Source organism: Bacteroides sp. 1001136B_160425_E2 (assembly GCF_015559655.1).
GTDB lineage: Bacteria > Bacteroidota > Bacteroidia > Bacteroidales > Bacteroidaceae > Bacteroides > Bacteroides luhongzhouii.
Window position 1 is genome coordinate 1 of the sequence record NZ_JADMQH010000032.1, and the last position, 21,875, is coordinate 21,875.

The 21,875-nt window shown below is 41.2% G+C and carries 16 protein-coding genes and 1 pseudogene; 4 read left to right on the forward strand and 13 right to left on the reverse strand.

The features are described 5' to 3' along the window. Window positions 1–824 precede the first annotated feature (824 nt). The 3 genes and pseudogenes from I2I04_RS22110 to I2I04_RS22120 all read left to right on the forward strand — a co-directional run. Window positions 825–1,700, forward strand: a pseudogene (locus I2I04_RS22110) (helix-turn-helix domain-containing protein); the annotation flags it as partial. A gap of 174 nt (window positions 1,701–1,874) precedes the next feature. After that, a complete protein-coding gene (locus tag I2I04_RS22115) occupies window positions 1,875–2,534 on the forward strand; it encodes a DUF4840 domain-containing protein (protein ID WP_195655889.1) in 660 nt (219 codons plus the stop codon). A gap of 124 nt (window positions 2,535–2,658) precedes the next feature. Further along, the gene (locus tag I2I04_RS22120; RefSeq protein ID WP_185911648.1) at window positions 2,659–3,351 is read left to right on the forward strand and encodes a DNA alkylation repair protein; all 693 of its coding nucleotides are present in this window, start codon (window positions 2,659–2,661) and stop codon (window positions 3,349–3,351) included. 227 nt (window positions 3,352–3,578) lie between these two features. On the opposite strand, the gene I2I04_RS22125 is transcribed toward I2I04_RS22120, so the two are convergent. From I2I04_RS22125 to potA, 4 genes are read right to left on the reverse strand one after another with little or no spacing between them, the layout of a single operon-like run. Then, window positions 3,579–4,910, reverse strand: coding sequence for an ABC transporter substrate-binding protein (locus I2I04_RS22125; protein WP_143259922.1), 1,332 nt, complete (start codon window positions 4,908–4,910; stop codon window positions 3,579–3,581). Between the two features lie 32 nt (window positions 4,911–4,942). Continuing rightward, window positions 4,943–5,737 (reverse strand): ABC transporter permease, encoded by a 795-nt coding sequence (locus tag I2I04_RS22130; protein WP_143259923.1) that lies wholly within the window; start codon window positions 5,735–5,737, stop codon window positions 4,943–4,945. Next, on the reverse strand, window positions 5,731–6,531 hold the full coding sequence (locus I2I04_RS22135) for an ABC transporter permease (protein ID WP_185911503.1): 801 nt from the start codon (window positions 6,529–6,531) through the stop codon (window positions 5,731–5,733). The genes I2I04_RS22130 and I2I04_RS22135 overlap by 7 nt, the downstream gene beginning before the upstream one ends. Window positions 6,532–6,542: 11 nt before the next feature. Next, window positions 6,543–7,934: a polyamine ABC transporter ATP-binding protein gene (gene potA / locus I2I04_RS22140; protein WP_143259924.1), complete on the reverse strand. Its 1,392-nt coding sequence runs from the start codon at window positions 7,932–7,934 to the stop codon at window positions 6,543–6,545. Between the two features lie 138 nt (window positions 7,935–8,072). On the opposite strand from potA, the gene I2I04_RS22145 reads away from it, so the two are divergent. Beyond that, window positions 8,073–9,176: a TlpA disulfide reductase family protein gene (locus I2I04_RS22145; protein ID WP_143259925.1), complete on the forward strand. Its 1,104-nt coding sequence runs from the start codon at window positions 8,073–8,075 to the stop codon at window positions 9,174–9,176. A 137-nt stretch (window positions 9,177–9,313) separates the two neighbouring features. On the opposite strand, the gene I2I04_RS22150 is transcribed toward I2I04_RS22145, so the two are convergent. The 9 genes from I2I04_RS22150 to I2I04_RS22190 all read right to left on the reverse strand — a co-directional run bounded on the left by I2I04_RS22150 (window position 9,314) and on the right by I2I04_RS22190 (window position 21,427). Continuing rightward, complete coding sequence (locus tag I2I04_RS22150) at window positions 9,314–11,878, reverse strand: glycosyltransferase family 1 protein (protein ID WP_143259926.1); 2,565 nt, start codon at window positions 11,876–11,878, stop codon at window positions 9,314–9,316. A 36-nt stretch (window positions 11,879–11,914) separates the two neighbouring features. Then, window positions 11,915–13,576 carry a glycogen/starch synthase gene (locus tag I2I04_RS22155; protein WP_195470939.1) on the reverse strand — a complete coding sequence of 554 codons (1,662 nt, stop codon included), beginning with the start codon at window positions 13,574–13,576 and terminating at the stop codon, window positions 11,915–11,917. Window positions 13,577–13,778: 202 nt separating this feature from the next. Then, the gene (locus I2I04_RS22160; RefSeq protein ID WP_004316776.1) at window positions 13,779–14,243 is read right to left on the reverse strand and encodes a V-type ATP synthase subunit K; all 465 of its coding nucleotides are present in this window, start codon (window positions 14,241–14,243) and stop codon (window positions 13,779–13,781) included. Between the two features lie 73 nt (window positions 14,244–14,316). Beyond that, a complete protein-coding gene (locus I2I04_RS22165; protein WP_195655890.1) occupies window positions 14,317–16,134 on the reverse strand; it encodes a V-type ATP synthase subunit I in 1,818 nt (605 codons plus the stop codon). Beyond that, window positions 16,131–16,736 carry a V-type ATP synthase subunit D gene (locus tag I2I04_RS22170; RefSeq protein WP_004297640.1) on the reverse strand — a complete coding sequence of 202 codons (606 nt, stop codon included), beginning with the start codon at window positions 16,734–16,736 and terminating at the stop codon, window positions 16,131–16,133. Before I2I04_RS22170 ends, I2I04_RS22165 begins: the two co-directional genes overlap by 4 nt. Window positions 16,737–16,844: 108 nt before the next feature. Continuing rightward, complete coding sequence (locus I2I04_RS22175) at window positions 16,845–18,173, reverse strand: V-type ATP synthase subunit B (RefSeq protein ID WP_004297639.1); 1,329 nt, start codon at window positions 18,171–18,173, stop codon at window positions 16,845–16,847. A gap of 31 nt (window positions 18,174–18,204) precedes the next feature. Continuing rightward, window positions 18,205–19,965 carry a V-type ATP synthase subunit A gene (locus I2I04_RS22180; RefSeq protein WP_143259929.1) on the reverse strand — a complete coding sequence of 587 codons (1,761 nt, stop codon included), beginning with the start codon at window positions 19,963–19,965 and terminating at the stop codon, window positions 18,205–18,207. 17 nt (window positions 19,966–19,982) lie between these two features. After that, window positions 19,983–20,825, reverse strand: a complete 843-nt coding sequence (locus tag I2I04_RS22185; protein ID WP_195655891.1) for a DUF2764 domain-containing protein — start codon at window positions 20,823–20,825, stop codon at window positions 19,983–19,985. An 11-nt stretch (window positions 20,826–20,836) separates the two neighbouring features. Further along, on the reverse strand, window positions 20,837–21,427 hold the full coding sequence (locus I2I04_RS22190) for a V-type ATP synthase subunit E family protein (RefSeq protein ID WP_004316780.1): 591 nt from the start codon (window positions 21,425–21,427) through the stop codon (window positions 20,837–20,839). Window positions 21,428–21,875 lie beyond the last annotated feature (448 nt).

Genomic DNA, 21,875 nt, shown 5'->3' on the forward strand with positions numbered 1-21,875 from the left:
TGAAAACAGAATACAGATATAAGAGGAAACTTACAACTGAATCCTGGTTCCATTTACACAAAATTGTGGACAGTGTCTAAAAAAACGGTACACTGCTTTCAGTCTTTTGTTAACTCACAGCAGCGCAATCCTAACAAATCGTAATTATACTTCACCATTTATCGCTATAAGCACACCAAACAACAACAAACCATCATAGAACATTCACAACATCATCCACTTGTTACAACTTATCATTATTTTTACTTCGCAGGAATAAATCGTACTTCCTTTCTAACTATATATGAGAAAATATAAAATGGTACTCATCGAGATATTTATCGATAGTACCGAATATGCCACACGCTCTCCCCCACCTGTATTTTCATACAATATATAAAACATTCAATAAACAAGAAATAGATCTATTATTGTTACTTGGAGGAAATTCACCATTTCCGAAAGAATGATTCAAACTGTTAGAATTCAGACTCTCTATATAGACTTCACCTTCAACTATTCCCCCTCAAGATATAAATAATTATGAGTTTATATTTTGAGTCTATGAATGTACAACTATGAGATCATAGTTACAGTGAATATCCTCTTTTATCCCCAACAAAGGAAATTGGTGTATCTCATCTAAGTGGCGCTATTAAAAACAAATTCATATGAAATATTCAATAACAACGTCGCCCCTCGTTCCTGTCATCATGGTTATAATTCTTATTTATCAATTAAACTTTATCCCACTGTTCATTGTAGAAGGATTTTCTATTTATTGTATTTACTTCTATATCATTCTTATACAAAAAGAAAAAAATCTTTCAAAAGAATACACACATAAAAGTATATCCAAATACACTCCCATACAAATCATTGCCAATCATGAAGAAAAAAAAATAGACTCTTTATTCTGTAAAAAGTCTCATAAAAGAAAGTCTGTTAAACCCACTGTACTACTTGCTGACAGCAATATCGATTTCAGATCTTACCTGGAAACGCATTTATCTGATCATTTTATTGTAAAAAGCTTCGGAAACGGTCTGGAAGCCCTGACATACATAAAGGAAGAATATCCAGACATTGTGGTCTGTGACACCATGCTGCATGGTATGTACGGCAATGAGCTTTCATCAAGATTGAAAACTTCCTGTGAAACTTCAATCATTCCCATTATCCTCTACGGCTCATATCTGAATGGAAGACAACACAATACCAGAGAAACTTCTTTGGCCGATGTCTTTATAAATACGCCTTTTCATATAGAAGATTTAAAAATAGAGATGAACGTCCTGATTAAAAACAGTCGTTTTCTCCGAAAATCATTCCTACAAAAAGTATTCGGAGAACAATTTCTTAAAATAGAAGAGGATGATAATACTTTGAGTGAAAAAAATTATACCTTTATCAACCTTGTAAAGGATTTCATTCTAAAAAATATAGACCAGGAAAATTTGACTATAGATGAAGTCGCATCCGAATTGTGCATGAGCAGAACCACATTTTTCAATAAATGGAAATCGCTGACAGGAGAAGCACCTAAATATTTTATATACCGGATTCGTATGGAAAAAGCCCGTGAACTGTTGGAAAGTGGAAAATACTCTGTTTATGTAGTTCCGGAAATGATCGGATTGAAGAATCTGAAAAACTTCCGCAACAAATACAAAGAATATTTTGGAATAACGCCCAGTGAATCTATTACGAAAAAACAATAATATACAAAGCCTGCTATTTGCTTAAAGGTCCCATCCATCGGGACCTCTGCAACAGTGTTCTTGCAAAAAAATATTCTGTTTTTTATTTCCTTGTGCAGTATTTTACAATTACCGGCATTTACCCTATGTACGTACACCTTAATTTTGAAAATTAATAATCTAATTTTAAACAGTATGAAAACTTTAACTGAAATAAAAAAAGTTCCTTGTTTTAATCGCTTAGTTTTATTTGTAGCCGCGTTAGGCCTGATAACCACTTTTACAGCATGTAGTAATGATGATGATTCAGACATTCCCATATATTCTCTTAAAGATGTGGATGGAAATTATTCCGGTACCATGTTGACAAAGTCTGATCCGCCCGTTAACCCACAGACTAATTCCCCCAAAGAAGAACAACCGGAAGGAGCCACCGTTACCGCTGAAGTAAAAGACAATCAGGTTATGATTAAAAAGCTGCCGGTAGACGATCTGATCAAAAGTATCGTTGGTGAAGAAGCTGCCGGAATTATCATTGAGAATCTGGGCGATATCAATTACAACATTCCTTATACCGCTGCTTTTAATGATGACAGTAAAGGATCCATTCTACTTCAACTAAAACCTGAACCTTTGGAAATAAAATATACTCTCCCGACTCAAGTACAGGAAGACGGAGAAGAGGCTCCTCAAATTACGATAAAAGTAACCATAGAAGCGGAAGAAAAGGGCCAATATACATATAAAGACCAAAAACTTACATTTGAAATCAAAGCAACCAAAGTGGAAGTAGAAGGACAGCCGTTTGAAGACTTCTCGCCTACTACATTCAGTTTCGACATGGACAAGAAGTGACTAACCGTATAAACTTTCCCAAAGTATTTTCATTATGATGGGAATTATCTCCAAAAAGAGTATGCCGTCACATGATGCGCATACTCTTTTTTTATACCTTTGTGAAATAACCAACTATATGAAAATGACTACAACAGAAAACATCCGGAAAGAATTACAAGCATTAGCAGATGCCAAATATCAGGAATTTCACTCTTCCCTCCTTCCGGGAGCTAACAACATTCTCGGTGTACGTATCCCCCAACTGCGAATCATGGCCAAAGAAATTATAAAAAAAGAGGACTGGCGTACATTTGTTGAGTCAACCGATACGAACTATTATGAAGAAACAATGCTTCAGGGAATGATTATCGGACTGGCAAAAATGGAACTTGAAGAACGAATGAAATATGTAGCGATGTTCATTCCCCGTATAGATAATTGGGCTGTATGCGACATTTTCTGCAGCGAACTGAAAACTGCGGTAAAAAAAGGGAAAGAAAACGTATGGCAATTTATCCAACCTTATCTGAAATCCTCTAAAGAATTTGAAATACGCTTCGGGATTGTGATGCTTTTCCACTATGTGGATGACGAACATATTGATTCATTACTGGAATATGCCGATTTATTCAATCATGATGCTTATTATGCACGTATGGGTATGGCATGGATGCTATCATTGTGTTTCATCAAATTTCCTCAAAAGACAATGGAATATCTGAAACATAGTACATTGGATAACTGGACTTACAACAAAGCACTGCAAAAAACAATCGAGTCTTTCCGGGTAGACAAAGATACCAAAGATATACTTCGGAATATGAAAAGACGATAAAACAAAACACGGTGAACATCCTGCCATTAGCATTCCGTTCACCGTGCTTCTTATTCTTTCAAGTTTATATTCCTCTTACTTTTCAGGAGTAACCAATTTTTTAATTGATTTTATATTCAGATACAGTGTGCATAGCCAGTCAATGCAAAGCATGACAAGGTCACAAATGCAACCAGTATTTTTTTCATTTCCGTATTTTTTTATTTTATCTTTATAATCCGGAAGAATTAACTCCTCTTTATCTTTTTCCTTCTGCTTCTGCGCCTCTGTTGTTTCTGGCGGCTGTAACGCTGCCATCTTTTATAAATCATCCAGCCACTCATCAATGCAACAACGACAAAGATAAGAATAGTTATACCAACCCCCAAATTATCACCCTTAATACGCGACCAAATATCAAGAACTTCTTTTGTCTGATCGCCAAAGTCACGAATCATGGCACATCGTTCCACCACTTTGCGATCCGGATATTGTATCTTATCAATTTGTATGCTGTCTGCACCCGGTCCGAAAAAGTAACTTAAATCGGCATAATAATGGAGGGTCGTATCTATTTTCTCTTCCAATATGTCGGGCGTAGCTATGGAACTTACATATCCGCAGAAATCCATATTCCGCAAAGCAATGTCCGGACGGCACATAAAGTTGATAAAATAACTGGCTGCTTCCGGATTTCTGGCATATTTCGGAATCACCCAACCGTCATACCAGATATTGCTCCCTTCCTCGGGAACTTCATAATCCAAGTCCACTCCTACCGCATTTGCCTCTTCAATCGCCCAGATTGCGTCACCGCTCCAAGTCATATTCAGCCAGGCTTTATTCTTCGTCATCATCTCCTTACCGAAATCCGCTTCCCAACCGGCAATATTCGGTTTCAAGGCTTTCAGGTATTTTTCGGCCAGTTCCATCGCACGTGGAGAGTAGTCGTTCATCAGCTCTTCTACTGTCACCGTTCCGTCTTTCAACTCCTTCGCATGTGCATAGATGACGGCTGTTCCGTAAGCATCACGATAACTATCCTTCATCAGGATTTTTCCGGCGTACTTTTTATTCCAAAGACAATCCCAGGACAACGCTACCGAATCGGGTACATAGGCTCGGTTATACAGAATTCCAGCCGTTCCCCACATATAACAGACAGCATAGCGGCTCGCTTTCTCACCCGGTTGGCTCAATTTATTGATTTGTTCGCGGATAAACGGAGCTACATTATTTATGTAGTTAGGAGAATGTGCAAAATTCGTATCGATGGGCAGTAGCAAATGTTTCTTCAACATACGCTCGATGATATATTCCGAAGGACAGACCACATCAAAATCCTCATGCCCCTTTTCAATCTTCGTCAGCATGATCTCGTTGATGTCAAATGTCTGGTAAACGATACGTATATTCTCGCCGGTCTGTTCTTTATAATATGCCTGGAAATCCTCGAGTACACCTTCGCCGATGTAGTCTGCCCAGTTGTAGATTTTAAGAACCCGCTCACGAGGTTCACCGGAGTTGTAGCATCCGGTCAAGGTCAGTAAGAGCAGGATTACGGGAATTATTCTTTTCATTTTATTTACGTAGTAGCACATTTGATGGTCTATTAATCTTTTTTCTTCGTTTTTCCTGCCCGGTAATTGATGGCAATCAACAACGCCAATACCACGACAAAAATGATAGCCGAAAGCGGACGAAGTTCCGGGGTCAGTCCTCCCTTGCGGGCATCGGCGTAGATGTAAGTAGAGAGTGTCTCCAAACCTTGATTACCAATGGTAAAGACAGTTACGGCAAAATCGTCAATGGACAGGGTCAATGCAAGCATAAAACCACTAATCATTCCCGGACGAATCTCGGGAACAATGACTTTCCACAAAGCCTGCATGGGAGTCGCTCCCAAGTCAAGAGCAGCCTCATAAATATTCGGATTCATCTGCTTCAAACGAGGCAGAACGCTCAAAACAACGTATGGCGTACAAAAGGTAATATGAGCAAGCACTACGGTTGTGTATCCTTGCGTGATTCCCAGAGACACAAACAAAAGAAACAGTGATATACCGGTGATAATATCACCATTCAGAATTGGAATACTGTTCACAAATCCAATCGCTTTGCGTGAACGGGCTTTCAGGTTGAATATACCGATAGCGGCAATGCTTCCCAATAATGTAGATGCGGTTGCAGCCAGCAGGGCGATAGTAATTGTATTAATCAGTGCATTCATCAACGAATGATGAGCACCGGTAGTGAATAGCGAAGAATAAAGTTTGGTAGAGAACCCTGTCCAGTTACCCAATACTTTCGCCTCGGTAAATGAATAGATCACAATGATTACAATGGGAGAATAAAGCATGAGCAGCAATATCCATAAATAGGTCTGTGCAAATATCTTCTTTACCATAGCCCGCCTCCTTCGTTTGAATTTTCCTTATCATCGGTACTGAACAGAGAAGTAGCAGCAATCAGCAGCAACATAATAAGCGAAAGTGCCGCTCCATAGTTCCACATGCTGTTATTGATATTTTCCTGAATCGTCGTACCAAAGAGTTTGATGTTATTCATCGTCAGCAACTCGGCAATGGCAAATGTCGATATAGTCGGCATGAACACCATCATAATCCCGCTCATCACACCCGGCATGGAAAGCGGAAGAACTGCTTTCAGAAAGACTTGCACCGGATTGGCTCCCAAGTCTTGTGCAGCTTCAATATAACTATGATCCATCTTCTGCAACGTGTTGTAGATGGGATAGATCATAAAGGGAATAAAATTGTATACCATACCGAATATCAATGCTCCCTCTCCCAACGGTACACTGAAAAAGTCGAACAAGGCAACAGTGGCAAGGGTACGCACAAGAATATTTACCCACATCGGCAGGATAAACAGTACGACCATCGTCTTGGAACGGTTCAGTTTACTGTTACTCAATATCCATGCGGCAGGATAACCCAGTAAAATACAAACAAGGGTGGTAATGATAGCAATACCGATAGAATATACAAAGGTATTGATTGCTTCGGGATGTTCGAAGAACTTCTGAAAATTGGCGAGTGTCAAATGACCGCTATCATCGGTAAAGGCGTATACGACAATTAAGAACAACGGTATGATCACAAAGATCGCCGAAAAAATAATGTAAGGGAGAGTCCAACTCTTACGTGATGACAAAAAGACTATAAACTTCTTATTCACTTCCTTTCCTGTTAATCGGTTATTTTAATTATACGAATAGCATCTGGAGGAATGGTGATACCTACACGGTCTCCGTCATCCCATACATCGTTCGTATCTACAAATACATTCTCGTCCCAGTCTGACAATACAGTCAGATGATAATGGTCACCCTTGTAAAGGATGAATTTCACCTCACCTGTCAGCGTCCCGTCTTCTTCATTATCCTGAAGAATCACTTTTTCAAAGTCTACTTCCACTTTGACATTCGTATCGGCAGCTATATCTTCCACCGGAGTACATTCAAAGTTACAACCCAGAAATTCCACATGAGTGGCATCCCGCAATTTTCCTTCAAATGTATTGCAGATACGCTCTTTCTTCATGATATGAATATCAAACGGCTTCACCAGCAGTCCGACTTCCGCTCCTACTTCAAAATGATGGTAATCCTGTACTAGGAATTCATATCCGCCACACATCACCGTCATTTCATAATGCACACCTTTGAAAATAGAAGTTTCTACCACGCCTACCAACTGCGCCATATCCGAAACGGGGAAAATATAAAGATCTTCCGGACGGATGACTACGTCTACCGGAACATTTTCACCAAATCCTTCATCCACACATTCAAACTCCGTACCGCAAAAGCGTACCAGCTTATCATGAATCATGGTACCATTGAGAATATTACTTTCTCCGATAAAGTCGGCGACAAAAGCGTTGATGGGTTCATTGTATATATCAATCGGTGTACCGATCTGCTGAATCTTTCCTTCACTCATCACGACAATCGTATCACTCAACGTAAGTGCCTCTTCTTGATCATGAGTGACATAAACAAATGTTATACCCAAAGATTTATGCATTTCTTTGAGCTCCATTTGCATATCCTTACGCATTTTCAGGTCGAGCGCTGCCAACGGCTCATCCAATAGCAACACCTCCGGCTCATTCACAATGGCACGGGCAATGGCTACACGTTGTTGCTGACCGCCGGACAGAGAATCCACATCACGATATTCATAATCTGTCATCCCTACCATTTTCAAAGCAGCCTTCACCTTCTTTTCAATGGTCTGTTTCGGCGTCTTTTTCAACTTCAAGCCGAAAGCAATGTTATCATATACATTCAAGTGCGGGAATAAAGCGTATTTCTGGAATACCGTATTCACCGGACGCTTGTGGGGAGGGGTTTGTGTTATTTCCATCCCCGAAATTCGGATCTCGCCTTCCGAAGCTGTCTGAAAACCGGCAATGAGACGCAACAACGTGGTTTTACCGCAACCGGAAGGACCAAGTATAGTGACAAACTCGCCCTTTTTCACGTTCAGAGTCACATCATCCAATGCTGTTTTATCGCCAAAATACTTCGATACATGGCTCACCTCAATAATGGATTTATCTTCTTGCATATTCATACTAAAGTTTGGGCTGCAAAGGTACACATTTCTGCGGTTTCCACCTACGTGTTAATCTAATATAACAGTGTTTTTCGATGCCCAACAGAAAAAAAATCTATCTTTGCATAAATATTTATTCACTAATTTTACAAAAGCATGAAAAAGTTAACTTATTTAGTTATTGCAACGGCAGCGTTAGGCATGGTAGCTTGTACGGGCGGAAACAAAGCCGGATACGTTGTCACAGGTACGGTAGAAGGTGCAAGCGATGGTGACACCGTTTATCTTCAGGAAGCTACTGGTAGAAATCTGACCAAACTAGATACAGCTGTTATCACCAAAGGTACTTTTACCTTTGAAGGTACACAAGATTCTGTGGTTAGCCGCTATGTCACTTGCGAAGTGAACGGAGAACCATTGATGATTGATTTCTTCCTCGAAAACGGAAAAATCAACGTTGCCCTGACCAAGGATAACGATGCTGTGACCGGTACTCCGAACAATGATGCGTACCAGGAAATCAGAGCTCAAATCAATGACATCAGCAAGAAAATGAATGCTGTTTATGAGGCAATGGGCGATACTTCTTTAAGTGATGAGCAGAAAGAAGCCAAACAAAAAGAGGGTGCCCAGCTGGAAGAACAGTATGACAAAGCAATCAAAGAAGGTGTTAAGAAGAACATCACCAATCCGGTTGGAGTATTCTTGTTTAAACAAACGTTCTACAATAACTCTACTGACGAAAATGAAGCTTTGTTGCAACAAATTCCTGCTAATTTCCAGAATGACGAAACAATCGTAAGGATCAAAGAGATGACTGACAAGCAGAAAAAGACTGCCGTAGGTACTCAATTTGTAGATTTCGAAATGCAGACTCCGGAAGGAAAGACTGTGAAGTTGTCTGACTATGTGGGAAAAGGCAAAGTGGTATTGGTTGACTTCTGGGCTAGCTGGTGCGGTCCTTGCCGTCGCGAAATGCCTAATCTGGTAGAAACTTACGCTAAGTACAAAGGTAAGAACTTCGAAATCGTAGGCGTATCTCTCGACCAGGATGAAGCTGCATGGAAAGAAGCAATCAAGAAGATGAACATGACTTGGCCGCAAATGTCCGACCTGAAATTCTGGCAAAGTGAAGGTGCACAGCTTTATGCTGTAAACAGTATTCCTCACACTGTATTGATTGATGGCAATGGCAAAATTATCGCTCGCGGTTTGCATGGAGAAGAACTTCAGGCAAAAATTGCAGAAGCTATAAAGTAAGCCCAAAGGTTAAAGAGAAGGTAATTTTATCCTGTACATCATGAAATAGCCCCTGCAATTCGATCGATTGCAGGGGCTATCTTTATTATACAGAGAAGTAAGGAAGTAACACTTCCCTACTCCACCATTTCAAGCTATTAGATAAACCAACGTACGTAGCAGAAATCTTGACGGTGTGGAAGTTCCGGATTCTTCGGGAACATACGGTAAGACACCTTGAAACTACCTGCATTTGACAAACTGTGTTTAACTTGGAATGTATACAAGTTACCTTCTTTCTTGATTACACTAAACGGTTCTACAGAGTAAATATGTTGTTTTCCGTCTGCAGTTGCGTAAGTAGTAACCAATTCAAGTCCCACTGCATCATTCAAGCCTTTTTCATCGATCACGTAAGTAATAGTATATTCTTTTCCGCTTTCGATATCACCGTTCTTCAAGTCTTCTACCTTGTCGCAAGATACGATTTCAATAGCATCCCATTTAGCGACCACATCTTCTTTCCAAGCTGCAATTTCTTTTGCTTTCGCATTATCATTAGCAGCCAAAGTTTGGAAACGTTTCGCCAGTTTGCAATAGAATTTGCTATAGTAATCATCCAACTGACGCTTCATTGTATAATGAGGAGCGATCTGTGCGATAGAATTCTTCACCACTTTGATCCAGCCTTCAGAATATCCTTTCTTATTACGTGCGTAATACAACGGCAAGATTTCAGTTTCAAGAATACTGTAAATAGTAGCAGCATCCAATTGATCCTGATGTTCCTGATTCTGATAAGTACGTTTTTCTGTCAACGCCCAACCTGCACCCTCACGGTAACCTTCCAGCCACCATCCGTCTAATACAGAGAAGTTAACAACACCGTTCATCAAAGCTTTTTCACCCGATGTACCGGATGCTTCCAACGGACGAGTCGGAGTATTCAACCAGATATCAACGCCGGAAACCAGACGACGAGCCAATTGCATATCGTAATTTTCGAGGAAGATTATCTTACCCAAGAATTCCGGACGGCGAGAGATCTCGATAATACGCTTAATCAAACCCTGACCTGCACCATCGTGCGGGTGAGCTTTACCTGTAAACAGGAATTGTACCGGATAATCAGGATTATTCACAATCTTAGAAAGACGCTCCAAGTCGGTGAACAACAGGTGTGCACGTTTGTAAGTAGCAAAACGACGACCGAAACCAATCAGCAATGCATTCGGATTGATCTTATCCATCAATGAAACAATACGGGAAGGATCTCCCTGGTTCTTCAACCATGTATCGCGGAATGACTTACGGATATAGTCAACCAACTTATTCTTCATAGTTATGCGAGTCTTCCAAATCTCTTCATCGGGCACATTGTAGATAGCTTCCCAAATCTTAGGATTAGATTGATCGAACCAGAAGTTTTCGTTGAAATATTTAAAGTACAGTTCTTTCCATTCAGTTGCACTCCAAGTCGGGAAGTGAACACCATTCGTTACATATCCTACGTGGCTTTCTTCCGGGAAATAACCTTTCCAGATAGAAGAGAACATTTCTTGAGAAACTTTTCCGTGCAGCCAGCTCACACCGTTCACTTCCTGTGAAGTGTTACAAGCAAAAACAGACATACAGAAACGTTCGCCCTTATCACCCGGATTGTTACGTCCAAGATCCATCAAGTCATCCCATGAAATACCCATTTTGGAAGGATAACCACCCATATATTTGCCAAACAGACCTTCATCAAAATAGTCGTGGCCTGCAGGAACCGGAGTATGAACAGTGTAAAGAGAAGAAGCACGAACCAACTCGATAGCTTGATCGAAAGTCAATCCTGTAGCTACATAGTCGCAGATACGCTGAACATTGATTAATGCAGCATGTCCTTCATTACAGTGATAAACATCTTTCTTGATGCCCAGTGCTTTCAAAGTCAGGATACCACCGATACCCAACAAGATTTCTTGTTTCAAACGGTTTTCCCAGTCGCCGCCATAAAGCTGGTGAGTGATAGGACGGTCGAATTCACTGTTCATTTCATTATCCGTATCAAGCAGATACAAAGAAATACGTCCAACGTTTACACGCCATACGTTTGCATGAACAAAATAATCAAGATAAGGAACGTCAACTATCAACGGCTGACCATTGGCATCCATTACACGTTCAATAGGAAGTTGACCGAAGTTTTGTGCTTCGTAGTTGGCAATCTGCTGTCCATCCATAGACAACGTTTGAGTAAAGTAGCCGTAACGATACAAGAAGCCTACCGCACACAAATCAACATTGCTATCGGAAGCCTCTTTCAGATAGTCACCAGCCAATACACCCAGACCACCGGAATATATTTTCAGGACGCTGCTCAAGCCATATTCCATACTGAAATAAGCGATAGATGGGCGTTGCTCATCCGGCTTCACATCCATGTAATCTCTGAATTTCGTATAAACTTCATTCATTCTTCTTAGAATCACTTTGTCCTTTGCCAGCGCTTCCAGCTTTTCATAGCTCATACGTTCCAACAACAGTACTGGATTCTGTCCACATTCTTTCCAAAGTTCCGGATCTAGATCTCTAAACAGTTCAGTCGCTTCAAAATTCCATGCCCACCAAATGTTGCGTGCGATTTCAGACAACTTCTCCAACTCTTCCGGTATACGTGATTTTACAGTAACCTCTTTCCAGTTGGGAGTATTCACATTACTAACTTTGATTTTCATAATGTTTACGTTTACTTATTGATAAATAATTCTTTCTTAACTCAACTGACGCTTCATAGCATTGCGCAAGGCAATGTCATAAGCCTCATAGTAATATTGTATAAAATGCTTCCATAAAGCCTGTTCTGCCACTTCGGCAGCACGCTTACGGATTTCCTTCACTTCTTTCTCTGTCTTATCCGCAAATAACGTGATCGTATCTTTGATACCATCCGCCACTTCCGAATAATTATAGTCCGAACGATGCAGCACCTCTACCCCATCATTAATGCCATGCTGGTTCTTCAGGCTGTTTACCCAAAGCCCGAATCCTGCCAGATCAGTAGTGATTGTCGGCACATGGAATGCTACACTTTCCAGTGGAGTATATCCCCACGGTTCGTAATAAGAAGCATAGACACTCAAATCCTGTCCCAACAATATATCATAATATTCTTTATTCATGATGCCATCACGACCATCCAGATAACAAGGTACAAAAATCACTTTAACCTTATCTTCCGGACGATTGCCCATTCCCAGATATTTCAACATGTCCAACACCTGGTCATGAGTCATATTATGCAGCCAATGAGTGATAAACGGAACTTCGAGCGGAGTATCAAACTTCTCCTTGCTCTTCAAACGTCCCTGCAAATCCTCACGGGGTTCTCCTACCCAACCGGGTACATTGATGAATGCCAAAACATTCTTATGCAGGTTCTTATCCCTGTTCAAGCGGTTTAATGATTCCAAAAAGACATCAATACCTTTATTCTTAAACTCATATCTTCCACTGGTTCCGACAATTAACGTATCATCACCCAGATTTGTTCCCAATAATTTATTCGCTACATTGAGCATCAAAGCACGCGCACGTTTACGTTTTCCAGTAAATGTGCTTCCTTTCGGTACGAAATCATCTTCAAAACCGTTCATCAGAACAACATCTGCCGGTTTATCCAGTAATTCCTTACACTCATTATTGGTTATTTCGCTCACCGTCGTAAAACAGTCTACGTAATGTGCAGTCTGTTTTTCAATCGAGTGTTTCGATTGCATATTCAGTTCCTGCGCCATCTGATCGCCATTATAAGCAAACAGATAGTCGTACAACGGTTTATGATTACCGGCAATAGAACGACCGATAGAAGTAGCATGGGTCGTAAAAATAGTAGCCACCTCCGGCACAGCTTCCTGTACATAAAGTGCTCCCATTCCAGTCATCCATTCATGTGCCTGATATACCACCTTATCTGTTTCTGTCAGGTTGTAGCGATAGAAACTCTCTACCACTCTTCCCGCAGCGTATGAAAACATAGAAGCTTCGTCGTAATCGCCATAAGCGTGCAACGAATCTACTTGATAACGATTCCACATTTCTGTGTATATATCGTCTTTCTTTTCAAAAAAAGGTTGGAAATCAACAAGAATGACTATGGGTTCACCGGGGATATTCCATCGTCCTATACGGACAGAAAGTTCGTCTTTCTCAAATGCATGCTTTTTCCAAGCAGCACATAGGTTATCCGACTCGATGAATAGAGGATTTTCTTTTCCTTGCCATACATCAGGACCTATGAAGAAAATTCTGTCGCGGAACTTTTCCTGCAATGTATTTGCCCGTGTCGACAAGACGGTATATATCCCTCCCACTTTATTACATACTTCCCAGCTGGACTCGAAGATATAATCGGGGGTTAATAAATCTTTTACCATATAATATATTAAAACTCTTTTTAGTATGCGAGTGCAAAAGTACACATTATTCTTTGAAAAATAATACTTTATGCGAAAAATATGAGTTAAGAAGAGGAAAGAAACGTTGCCCTATAATGAAAAAAGAATATCCCCTTGTACATGCAAAGCTGCATGTACAAGGGGATTGAAACTACTTTATAAGAAATATTCTTGCTAAAAATTATGCTACGAGTGCACTACCGATCAAGAAGGTTGCAGCCAAAGCAACGATTGCATAAAGCTCGGGGAATACGGCAAGAATCAACGTATTACTAAATACATTGTGTCCCTGTCCGATAGCTGCGATACCATTTGCACAAACTTGTCCCTGACGGATAGCGGAGAATAAGGCAACCAATCCTAAAGCAATACCCGCACCAAGAACTGCTGATGCCTGAATAGCTGTAATTTCAGGAGTCAAAATGCCGAAGATAGTCTGAAACATGAAATAACCGGCAAAACCATAAAGCCCCTGTGTACCCGGAAGAGCTGTCAATACCAGAAAGTTACCGAATGCACTATCATTCTTCTTCAATGCTCCGATGGCAGCATTACCTGCAATAGTTACTCCGTAAGCACTACCAATGCCTGACAAACCAACCATAATCGCGATGCCAATGTAGGCGATAAACAAATTCATTTCCATAATCTTATTCTATTTTTTATTGTTTAATTCTTAAAATATTAATTCTCTATTTCTAATTTTTAATCTTCAGTTTTTAATTTCTGAACGGTTTGTACTCTTTACCGCCTCCTTCATATCCGGAGTTCTTGAAGAACTCAACGAACGTCAGACGCATCGGGTGAACCATTGCACCCAGCACATTCATGAAAATATTGATTGCATGACCAATCACGAAAATCAACACCATTACAATCGGGCCTGCTATTACATTATCCGGACTCATACCCACTGCCAGACTGTTGAACACTCCCGCCAGAATACCTCCGGAAAGTCCGAGGGCAAACAAACGAACGTAGGACAAAACATCTCCTAGCAAACCGGTAACCATGTTGTATGAATCCCATAATCCCAGTCCGATATTCAGGAATATGTTCTTTCCCGGACTGTTATAAAGGAAGATCATAGCAGCCGAAACACCCAGGATTATCAAGTGCACCGTGCTTCCCATCGGCATTACGTCCGGTAACAAAGCTGAAACTGCCATTGAAACCAGCAGGATGATCCATCCGATAGTTGCCACTGCATATTTGAAACCAAACTGAATCGTCTGATTCACAGCCTTCAGCACCATACCGAATAGAATCTGGATAGCTCCCAATATCAACGATAATTGGAACATATCATTATTATCCATCATGACAGCATGTTTCAGGCGTTGAATAATCGGCCAATCCAAATTGTAGATGTTCGCTCCGAAGAACGTACCAGTCAGCAAACCGCAGAAGAACGTTGATACCGCCAATACCTGTATCAATGAGATGATTGACTTCATTGACGGGGTTACTTTCTTCGCCATCAACCGATAGGCCGTAGCTCCCAGGAACAGGAACAAACCATATCCGGAATCTCCCAGACAAAGTCCGAAAAAGACCATAAAGAATGGGGCAAAGAACGGCGTCAAGTCCAACTCATTATACTTCGGAAGCATATACAGCTTACAGATCGGTTCAAACCAAGCAAAGAATCCTTTATTATTCAATCGAATAGGAACATTATCGCCCGGCATCGGATCGGTAATCTCATAATATACATGTGCGTCATTCAGATAAGCCTCTATCTCCACTTGACTGAATGCAGGCGCCCATCCTTCAATCAACATCAGTTTGTCACCGGCAGTCTGCTCGGAACTTAACACAACTTTAGAGAATTCAATCTGGCTTTGCAACTCTTTCAGAGCAACCTTCAATGAAGGAATATCCGTTTCGGAAAGCGCAACCAGTTTCTTTTCATTCTCTTCAACGGCCTGTTCTGTTGTATTGTAAAGCGTTTCAAGATGTGCCAAAGAGTATGCAGGTAATTTGGCCTGCTCTACATCCAAGTCCACTTCCTCTCCACCTTTCGTTACAGTCACGAAAAATACTTTAGAAGAAATGCGGTTCACAATCATTGCATTGTATTCCGTTTCCCACTCTTCTTTGTAATTTCCTTCCGAACAGCTATAGAAACCGATTACATAACCGGCATCTTTCAGCTTCTGAACATTTGCCGGTTCAAAGTTACCCCAAGCTTCCAGAGCTTCTTTTTCTTTGGCATAGCTTTGCAACTGCTGTGACAGCTTTCCATGCTCTGTTTGTAAAGCATCCACTTCGTCCAACACTTGCATTCCACGGGCAGCCGTTCCTCCTTCCATAGCAATCACGGCATTCTTTTCATGCTTCTGATTCTGAAGCAACTTCAAAGTAGCCGCCAAGCGGTTGGAAAGACGAATGTTCTCTTGCAGTTCTGTATTATCGGCAGCCCCCTGTTGTTTCTCCACAACATGGACTACACCAAGTTCCCGCAGGCTGTTCAAGAATTCTTCATACTCTTTGTGATACACCAGGAAAGTGAGTTTCTTCATTTTTGTAATCATGCCTCTACCTCCTTCCTTTTTTCTTGATGGGACTTCATGATCTTTTGCGAAGATTTCGACAGGTTTTCTTCATCTTCCATAAATCGCTTGATCTTTCGCAATGCATCCTGATAGCCCGGTATCTGCACCTTCTCAAAAAGGTTCACCTTTTGAGTGGTCTTTTTCCTTGCATGTTCTAACAAGTTCAGCTTGGCAAGCATAAATTCACGTTCAATTGCCGTATGAGCCAGCTCTTCCAACAGGTGGATACCGTCGGCATACCACTTGGGAGCATTAAACATACTGTACGGACGTATCTCGAATTCTACATTCTCGAGCAACGGTACGCGCACACCCGCAATCTTTTTCACGCCAAGATGAACATCATTCACCTTTATTAATGAAGCGTCAAACTCATTCCAAAGGGCGAACATGGCTTCATAGGCTTGAATTTGTTGTTCGAGCCTATCCTCCAGATCGGCAGCTTCCGTTTTACAGCGTTTCACTTCCATGCGGAGGGCACTTTCCTTATTCTTAATGATAGGAAGCGTACGCACCCGCACTTTCAGTTGCTTTTCGAGCTGCTGAAGAGAGGTTTTGTTATATTGAAACTTTATAGCCATCTCGTTGATTTACTAATTTAACGATTTACAATCAGACGATTGAAATTACTTCTTATAAACATAGATAATCCACAAACTTCAACCGTAAACGGCAAATCGCCTAATTGTCTAATTATTTTGTTTTGGCCAGTATTGATCCACCAAGTCTTTCTTGATATTCACTTCTTCCGGACGGAAATATTTACCGAACAAGCCCCAGGCAACGTCCAGCATTTCAGTTGTATCAAGGTTAACATCAATAGCCAATAACTGATTGGAATAGTCCTTCGCAAAAGCCAACGTACGTTCGTCGTAGTTTGTCAGGTCGAAACCATTTTCCATCTTCGTTTTAGCGTTAGCAGCATCGGCATAAAGACGTACGGCAGCATTCATCACCTGCGGATGGTCCTTACGCGTCTTCTTACCGGTAACCAGCTGTTTCAAACGAGACAATGAACGGAACGGGTCAACAATAACCTTACCAATATCACTATCACGGCGCAGGAACAACTGACCTTCTGTGATGTAACCCGTATTATCAGGCACAGCATGAGTAATATCTCCACCGGACAAAGTAGTCACCGCAATAATTGTGATTGAACCGCCGGAAGGGAATTGCACCGCCTTTTCGTAAATCTTTGCCAAGTCCGAGTAAAGTGATCCCGGCATAGAGTCTTTAGACGGAATCTGGTCCATACGGTTGGATACGATTGCCAACGCATCGGCGTAGCTCGTCATATCTGTCAACAGTACCAACACTTTCTCATTATTATTTACAGCAAAATATTCAGCTGCAGTCAGTGCCATATCCGGAATCAGCAAACGTTCTACTGGCGGGTTTTCGGTCGTATTCATGAAACTCACGATACGGTCGAGCGCACCGGCGTTAGAGAACACATTCTTAAAGTACAAGTAGTCGTCATTCGTCATACCCATACCGCCGAGGATAATCTTATCCGTTTCAGCACGTAAGGCCACGTTTGCCATTACCTGGTTGAACGGTTGGTCCGGATCGGCAAAGAACGGAATCTTCTGACCGGATACCAGTGTATTGTTCAAATCGATACCGGCAATGCCTGTTGCAATCAGTTCCGACGGTTGTTTACGTCGAACCGGATTCACAGACGGACCACCAATTTCTACTTCTTGTCCTTCAATGTCCGGACCTCCATCAATCGGGTCACCGAAAGCATTGAAGAAACGTCCGGCCAGCTGCTCACTCACTTTCAATGTAGGCGATTTGCCGAGAAATACTACTTCGGCATTAGTCGGAATACCTTCCGTACCTTCAAATACCTGCAAAGTGACATCGTCACCGGCAATCTTAACCACCTGCGCCAGCTTACCGTCCACGGTGGCAAGCTCATCATACCCTACCCCTGTCGCTTTCAACGAACAAGTAGCCTTGGTAATCTGAGTAATCTTGGTATATATCTTTTGAAAAGCTTTTGTTGCCATCTTACTTATTTACGATTTAACAATTTACGATTTACGATTGAAGTTTCCTCTCTTCAATCAATTCCTTCAGTTGTTTCTGGAATCCTTCATACTGTTCTGATTTGAACTTCGAGTAGTTCATCTGCTTACAGATATTAATCATCTTCTTGAAGTAGTCCATTACTTCGTTGAAGTTATCAAATTCAAATTCCGTATGACAGATGTCGATTATCATATTCAGAATGTCTTCCTGACGTTCCATCGGAGTTACCGCGTCAATTTCATCGAAAGCATCCTGTTGCAGGATTACAAAGTCAATCAATTCAGATTTCCAGAAGATCACGTGATATTCTACCGGCACACCATCGTCACCGAGAATATTGATCTGTTCGGCAATTTCCTTACCACGTTGTAAACGGGTCTTAAGTTCATTGACTTTTCCGATCCATTCATCGTTGATATGATCTTTGATATACTCTTCAAATTCCGGGTATTCGATATATTTTGAATAAGAATCAATCGGATTCACTGCCGGATAACGTTTTTTATCAGCACGATCCTGTTCCAAAGCATAGAAACAACGGGCTACCTTCTTCGTATTTTCAGTCACCGGCTCTTTCAAGTTACCACCGGCAGGAGATACCGTACCGATAAATGTAATAGAACCCGTTTCGTCATTGTTCAGTTTTACATATCCCGCACGACCGTAGAAGTTAGAGATAATAGCCGAAATATCCATCGGGAAAGCATCTGGGCCAGGCAACTCTTCCATACGGTTGGACATCTCACGCAAAGCCTGTGCCCAGCGGGAAGTAGAGTCAGCCATCAACAAGACTTTCAATCCCATTGAACGGTAATATTCTGCCAATGTCATCGCTGTATATACAGATGCTTCACGGGCAGCTACCGGCATGTTAGAAGTATTGGCAATAATAATAGTACGCTCCATCAACTTACGTCCTGTGTGCGGGTCTACCAGTTCGGGAAACTCGGTAAAGATTTCCACAACTTCATTAGCACGTTCACCACAAGCTGCAATGATAACGATATCCGCTTCCGCCTGCTTAGAGATAGCATGCTGAAGCACCGTTTTACCTGTACCGAACGGACCGGGGATAAATCCCGTACCGCCTTCCACAATCGGATTCAGCGTATCAATCACACGTACACCAGTCTCCAACAATTTGAAAGGACGCGGTTTTTCCTTATAATTCGTCATCGCACGTTTTACGGGCCATCTCTGAATCATAGTTACAGGAATATCATTACCTTCTTCGTCTGTCAGAATTGCGATGGTGTCTTCTATCTTATAATCACCTTCCGGCATGATTGTTTTTACGGTAGCCGTTCCCTTCATAGTGAACGGGGCCATTATTTTCAACGGCTGAAAGTTTTCATCCACCTGTCCCAACCATGCAGAAGCCTGCACTTTGTCACCTACATTCACCAATGGTACGAAATGCCATATACGCTCTTTATCCAGCGGATACGTATATTGTCCTCTCTTCAGGAAAACTCCGTCCATCTTGTCGAGGTCATTTTGCAGACCATCATAGTTTTTCGATAACATGCCCGGACCTAATGTCACCTCAAGCATGTGTCCTGTAAATTCGGCTTCGGCGCCCACTTTCAGTCCACGGGTACTTTCGAACACCTGGACATATACATGTGAACCTACAACCTTAATCACCTCCGCCATCAACTTATCGCCACCGGTCGAGATATAACAAATCTCATTTTGAGCTACCGGTCCGTCAACGACGAGGGTCACCATGTTGGCAATAACGCCACTAACAGTTCCTTTTGTTGCCATATATTTCTTTAATTTTATTATCTGAATTCTGCAGGAATCTGCACTTCGTTCTTCAGCGACTCAATAATGCTTCTGAACAACTGATTACCTCTTTCCTTATCCAGTGAAATCCACCTTTCAATCATTTCCAGCTTCAGCAGGAAAGCGAAAATACGCTCAATAGTGAAATAGTCGAAGAAAATAGCATCCTCCATCCAGTTCCACCGCAGGGCATCCAACTTCTTCTCACGCTCCACCAATTCTGTAATCTCACTGATTTTCACTAACGATTCAAAAACATCCACTTCACCGGAGAGTCCGAAATCGCGGGCACTCGATGTACGCAATGCTTCACATACTTCCGTATTTCCCACAACATTAGAAGCAATATCCCATTTGAATTTACGGCTGGTAAATGCAACTAGAATGTTATTGATGTTCAGATTGAATTCAAACCAGGCAGAAACAAACTTATTCCCACACTGCATAGCATACTCATAATACAAAGCAGCCAGATGATCTTCGTGCAAAGTCGTACTTTCAGCCGGAGTATTCAAATAATCAGTTATAAAAGTGGAAAGATAGACCGGAAATTCTTTAGGACTGATTTCTCCGCCTTCTCTCAGAATAGAAATATATTCTGTGAGCTCTTCAGCAGAGTAGTTTCCCCGTTTGTCGATTTCCGCTTCTTTATCTTTGAGAAGTTTCAGCACATTTGCATTATCAAACTTCAGATAAAACAAGTCGATCAACTTCCGGTCTGAAGCAGACAATCCATTGTAGATTTCAGTTTTAAAATCGGCTACTGTATAGCTCAGCTTGCTGTCTTCCAGCGAAAGTTCCGGCAAACCTGCTACCAAGTAATAGTACTTACTACTCATAGTCGCTTCTTTTAAAATAGCATTTCTACTAATTGAGGACGCAAGAACGCTTTGAAGTAATTCATGAATTCTTCTTCTCCGAAGTTCACCTTATACGAACCGTCCGCCGGAGAAACGGTAAACAGAGTTTTGATACCATTTACTTGCTGGATAGTCACTCCCTTGTCTAACAAAGCTTTTGCATGAGCTGCAAAATACTTTTTCAGTGATTCCGCATCGGCTGTTGAGATGACGATAGGTTCATCTATGCTCCATTTGGATGCCAATGCTACGATAAACGCGTTCAGGTAATCTTTATCCTGAGCGAAATCTTTCACAGAAGCGGTTATCAACTTGTCAGTTACCATTGTAGCGACTTCAGATTTGAGCGCATTCACAGCCTGACCGGCAAATAGTTTTAACTCTGATTTTGTATTCTCTGCTAACTCATCAGCAGATTTACGAGAGGAGTTAACAATTGATTCTGCCTCTTTTCGGGCATCCTCAATGATTTTCTTAGCTTCTTCCTGAGCATTCGCGATAAGTCTCTGCGCTTCCTCGTTTCCTTTTTCCACGCCTTCACGATAAATCTTATCGGTCAACTCTTGAATTTTGTTTTCCATATTAACAGGAGAATTTAGTATTATTACTATATTAACTTTACTGTGTGTCCTTTACCAGATTCTCGCCAAATTTACAAAAATCAATTTGATAAAAAAGAGAAAGAAGAAAAGAAAAAGATTTGTTTGCAAAAAAATCACAGTCCTACACCTATTTTGCTCCGCTTTTGCCCCTTTTCTATTACTAAATGACACATTTACCGGATCATTCAAGCCGGTAAACAAATATAAGGAATCCAAAAGACATTTGGAAATATCTATATACTTAAAACGACAAACAGGATATTAATACAAGATTAAATAACAAAAGCTATCGGTATTTCACCTAATTCATATAAAAACAGAAAGCCCCTTGATTCTTAGTTGAATCAAGGGGCTTCTTAAAAACGGCGGCTACCTACTCTCCCACTGTTACGCAGTACCATCGGCGTGACGAGGCTTAACTTCTCTG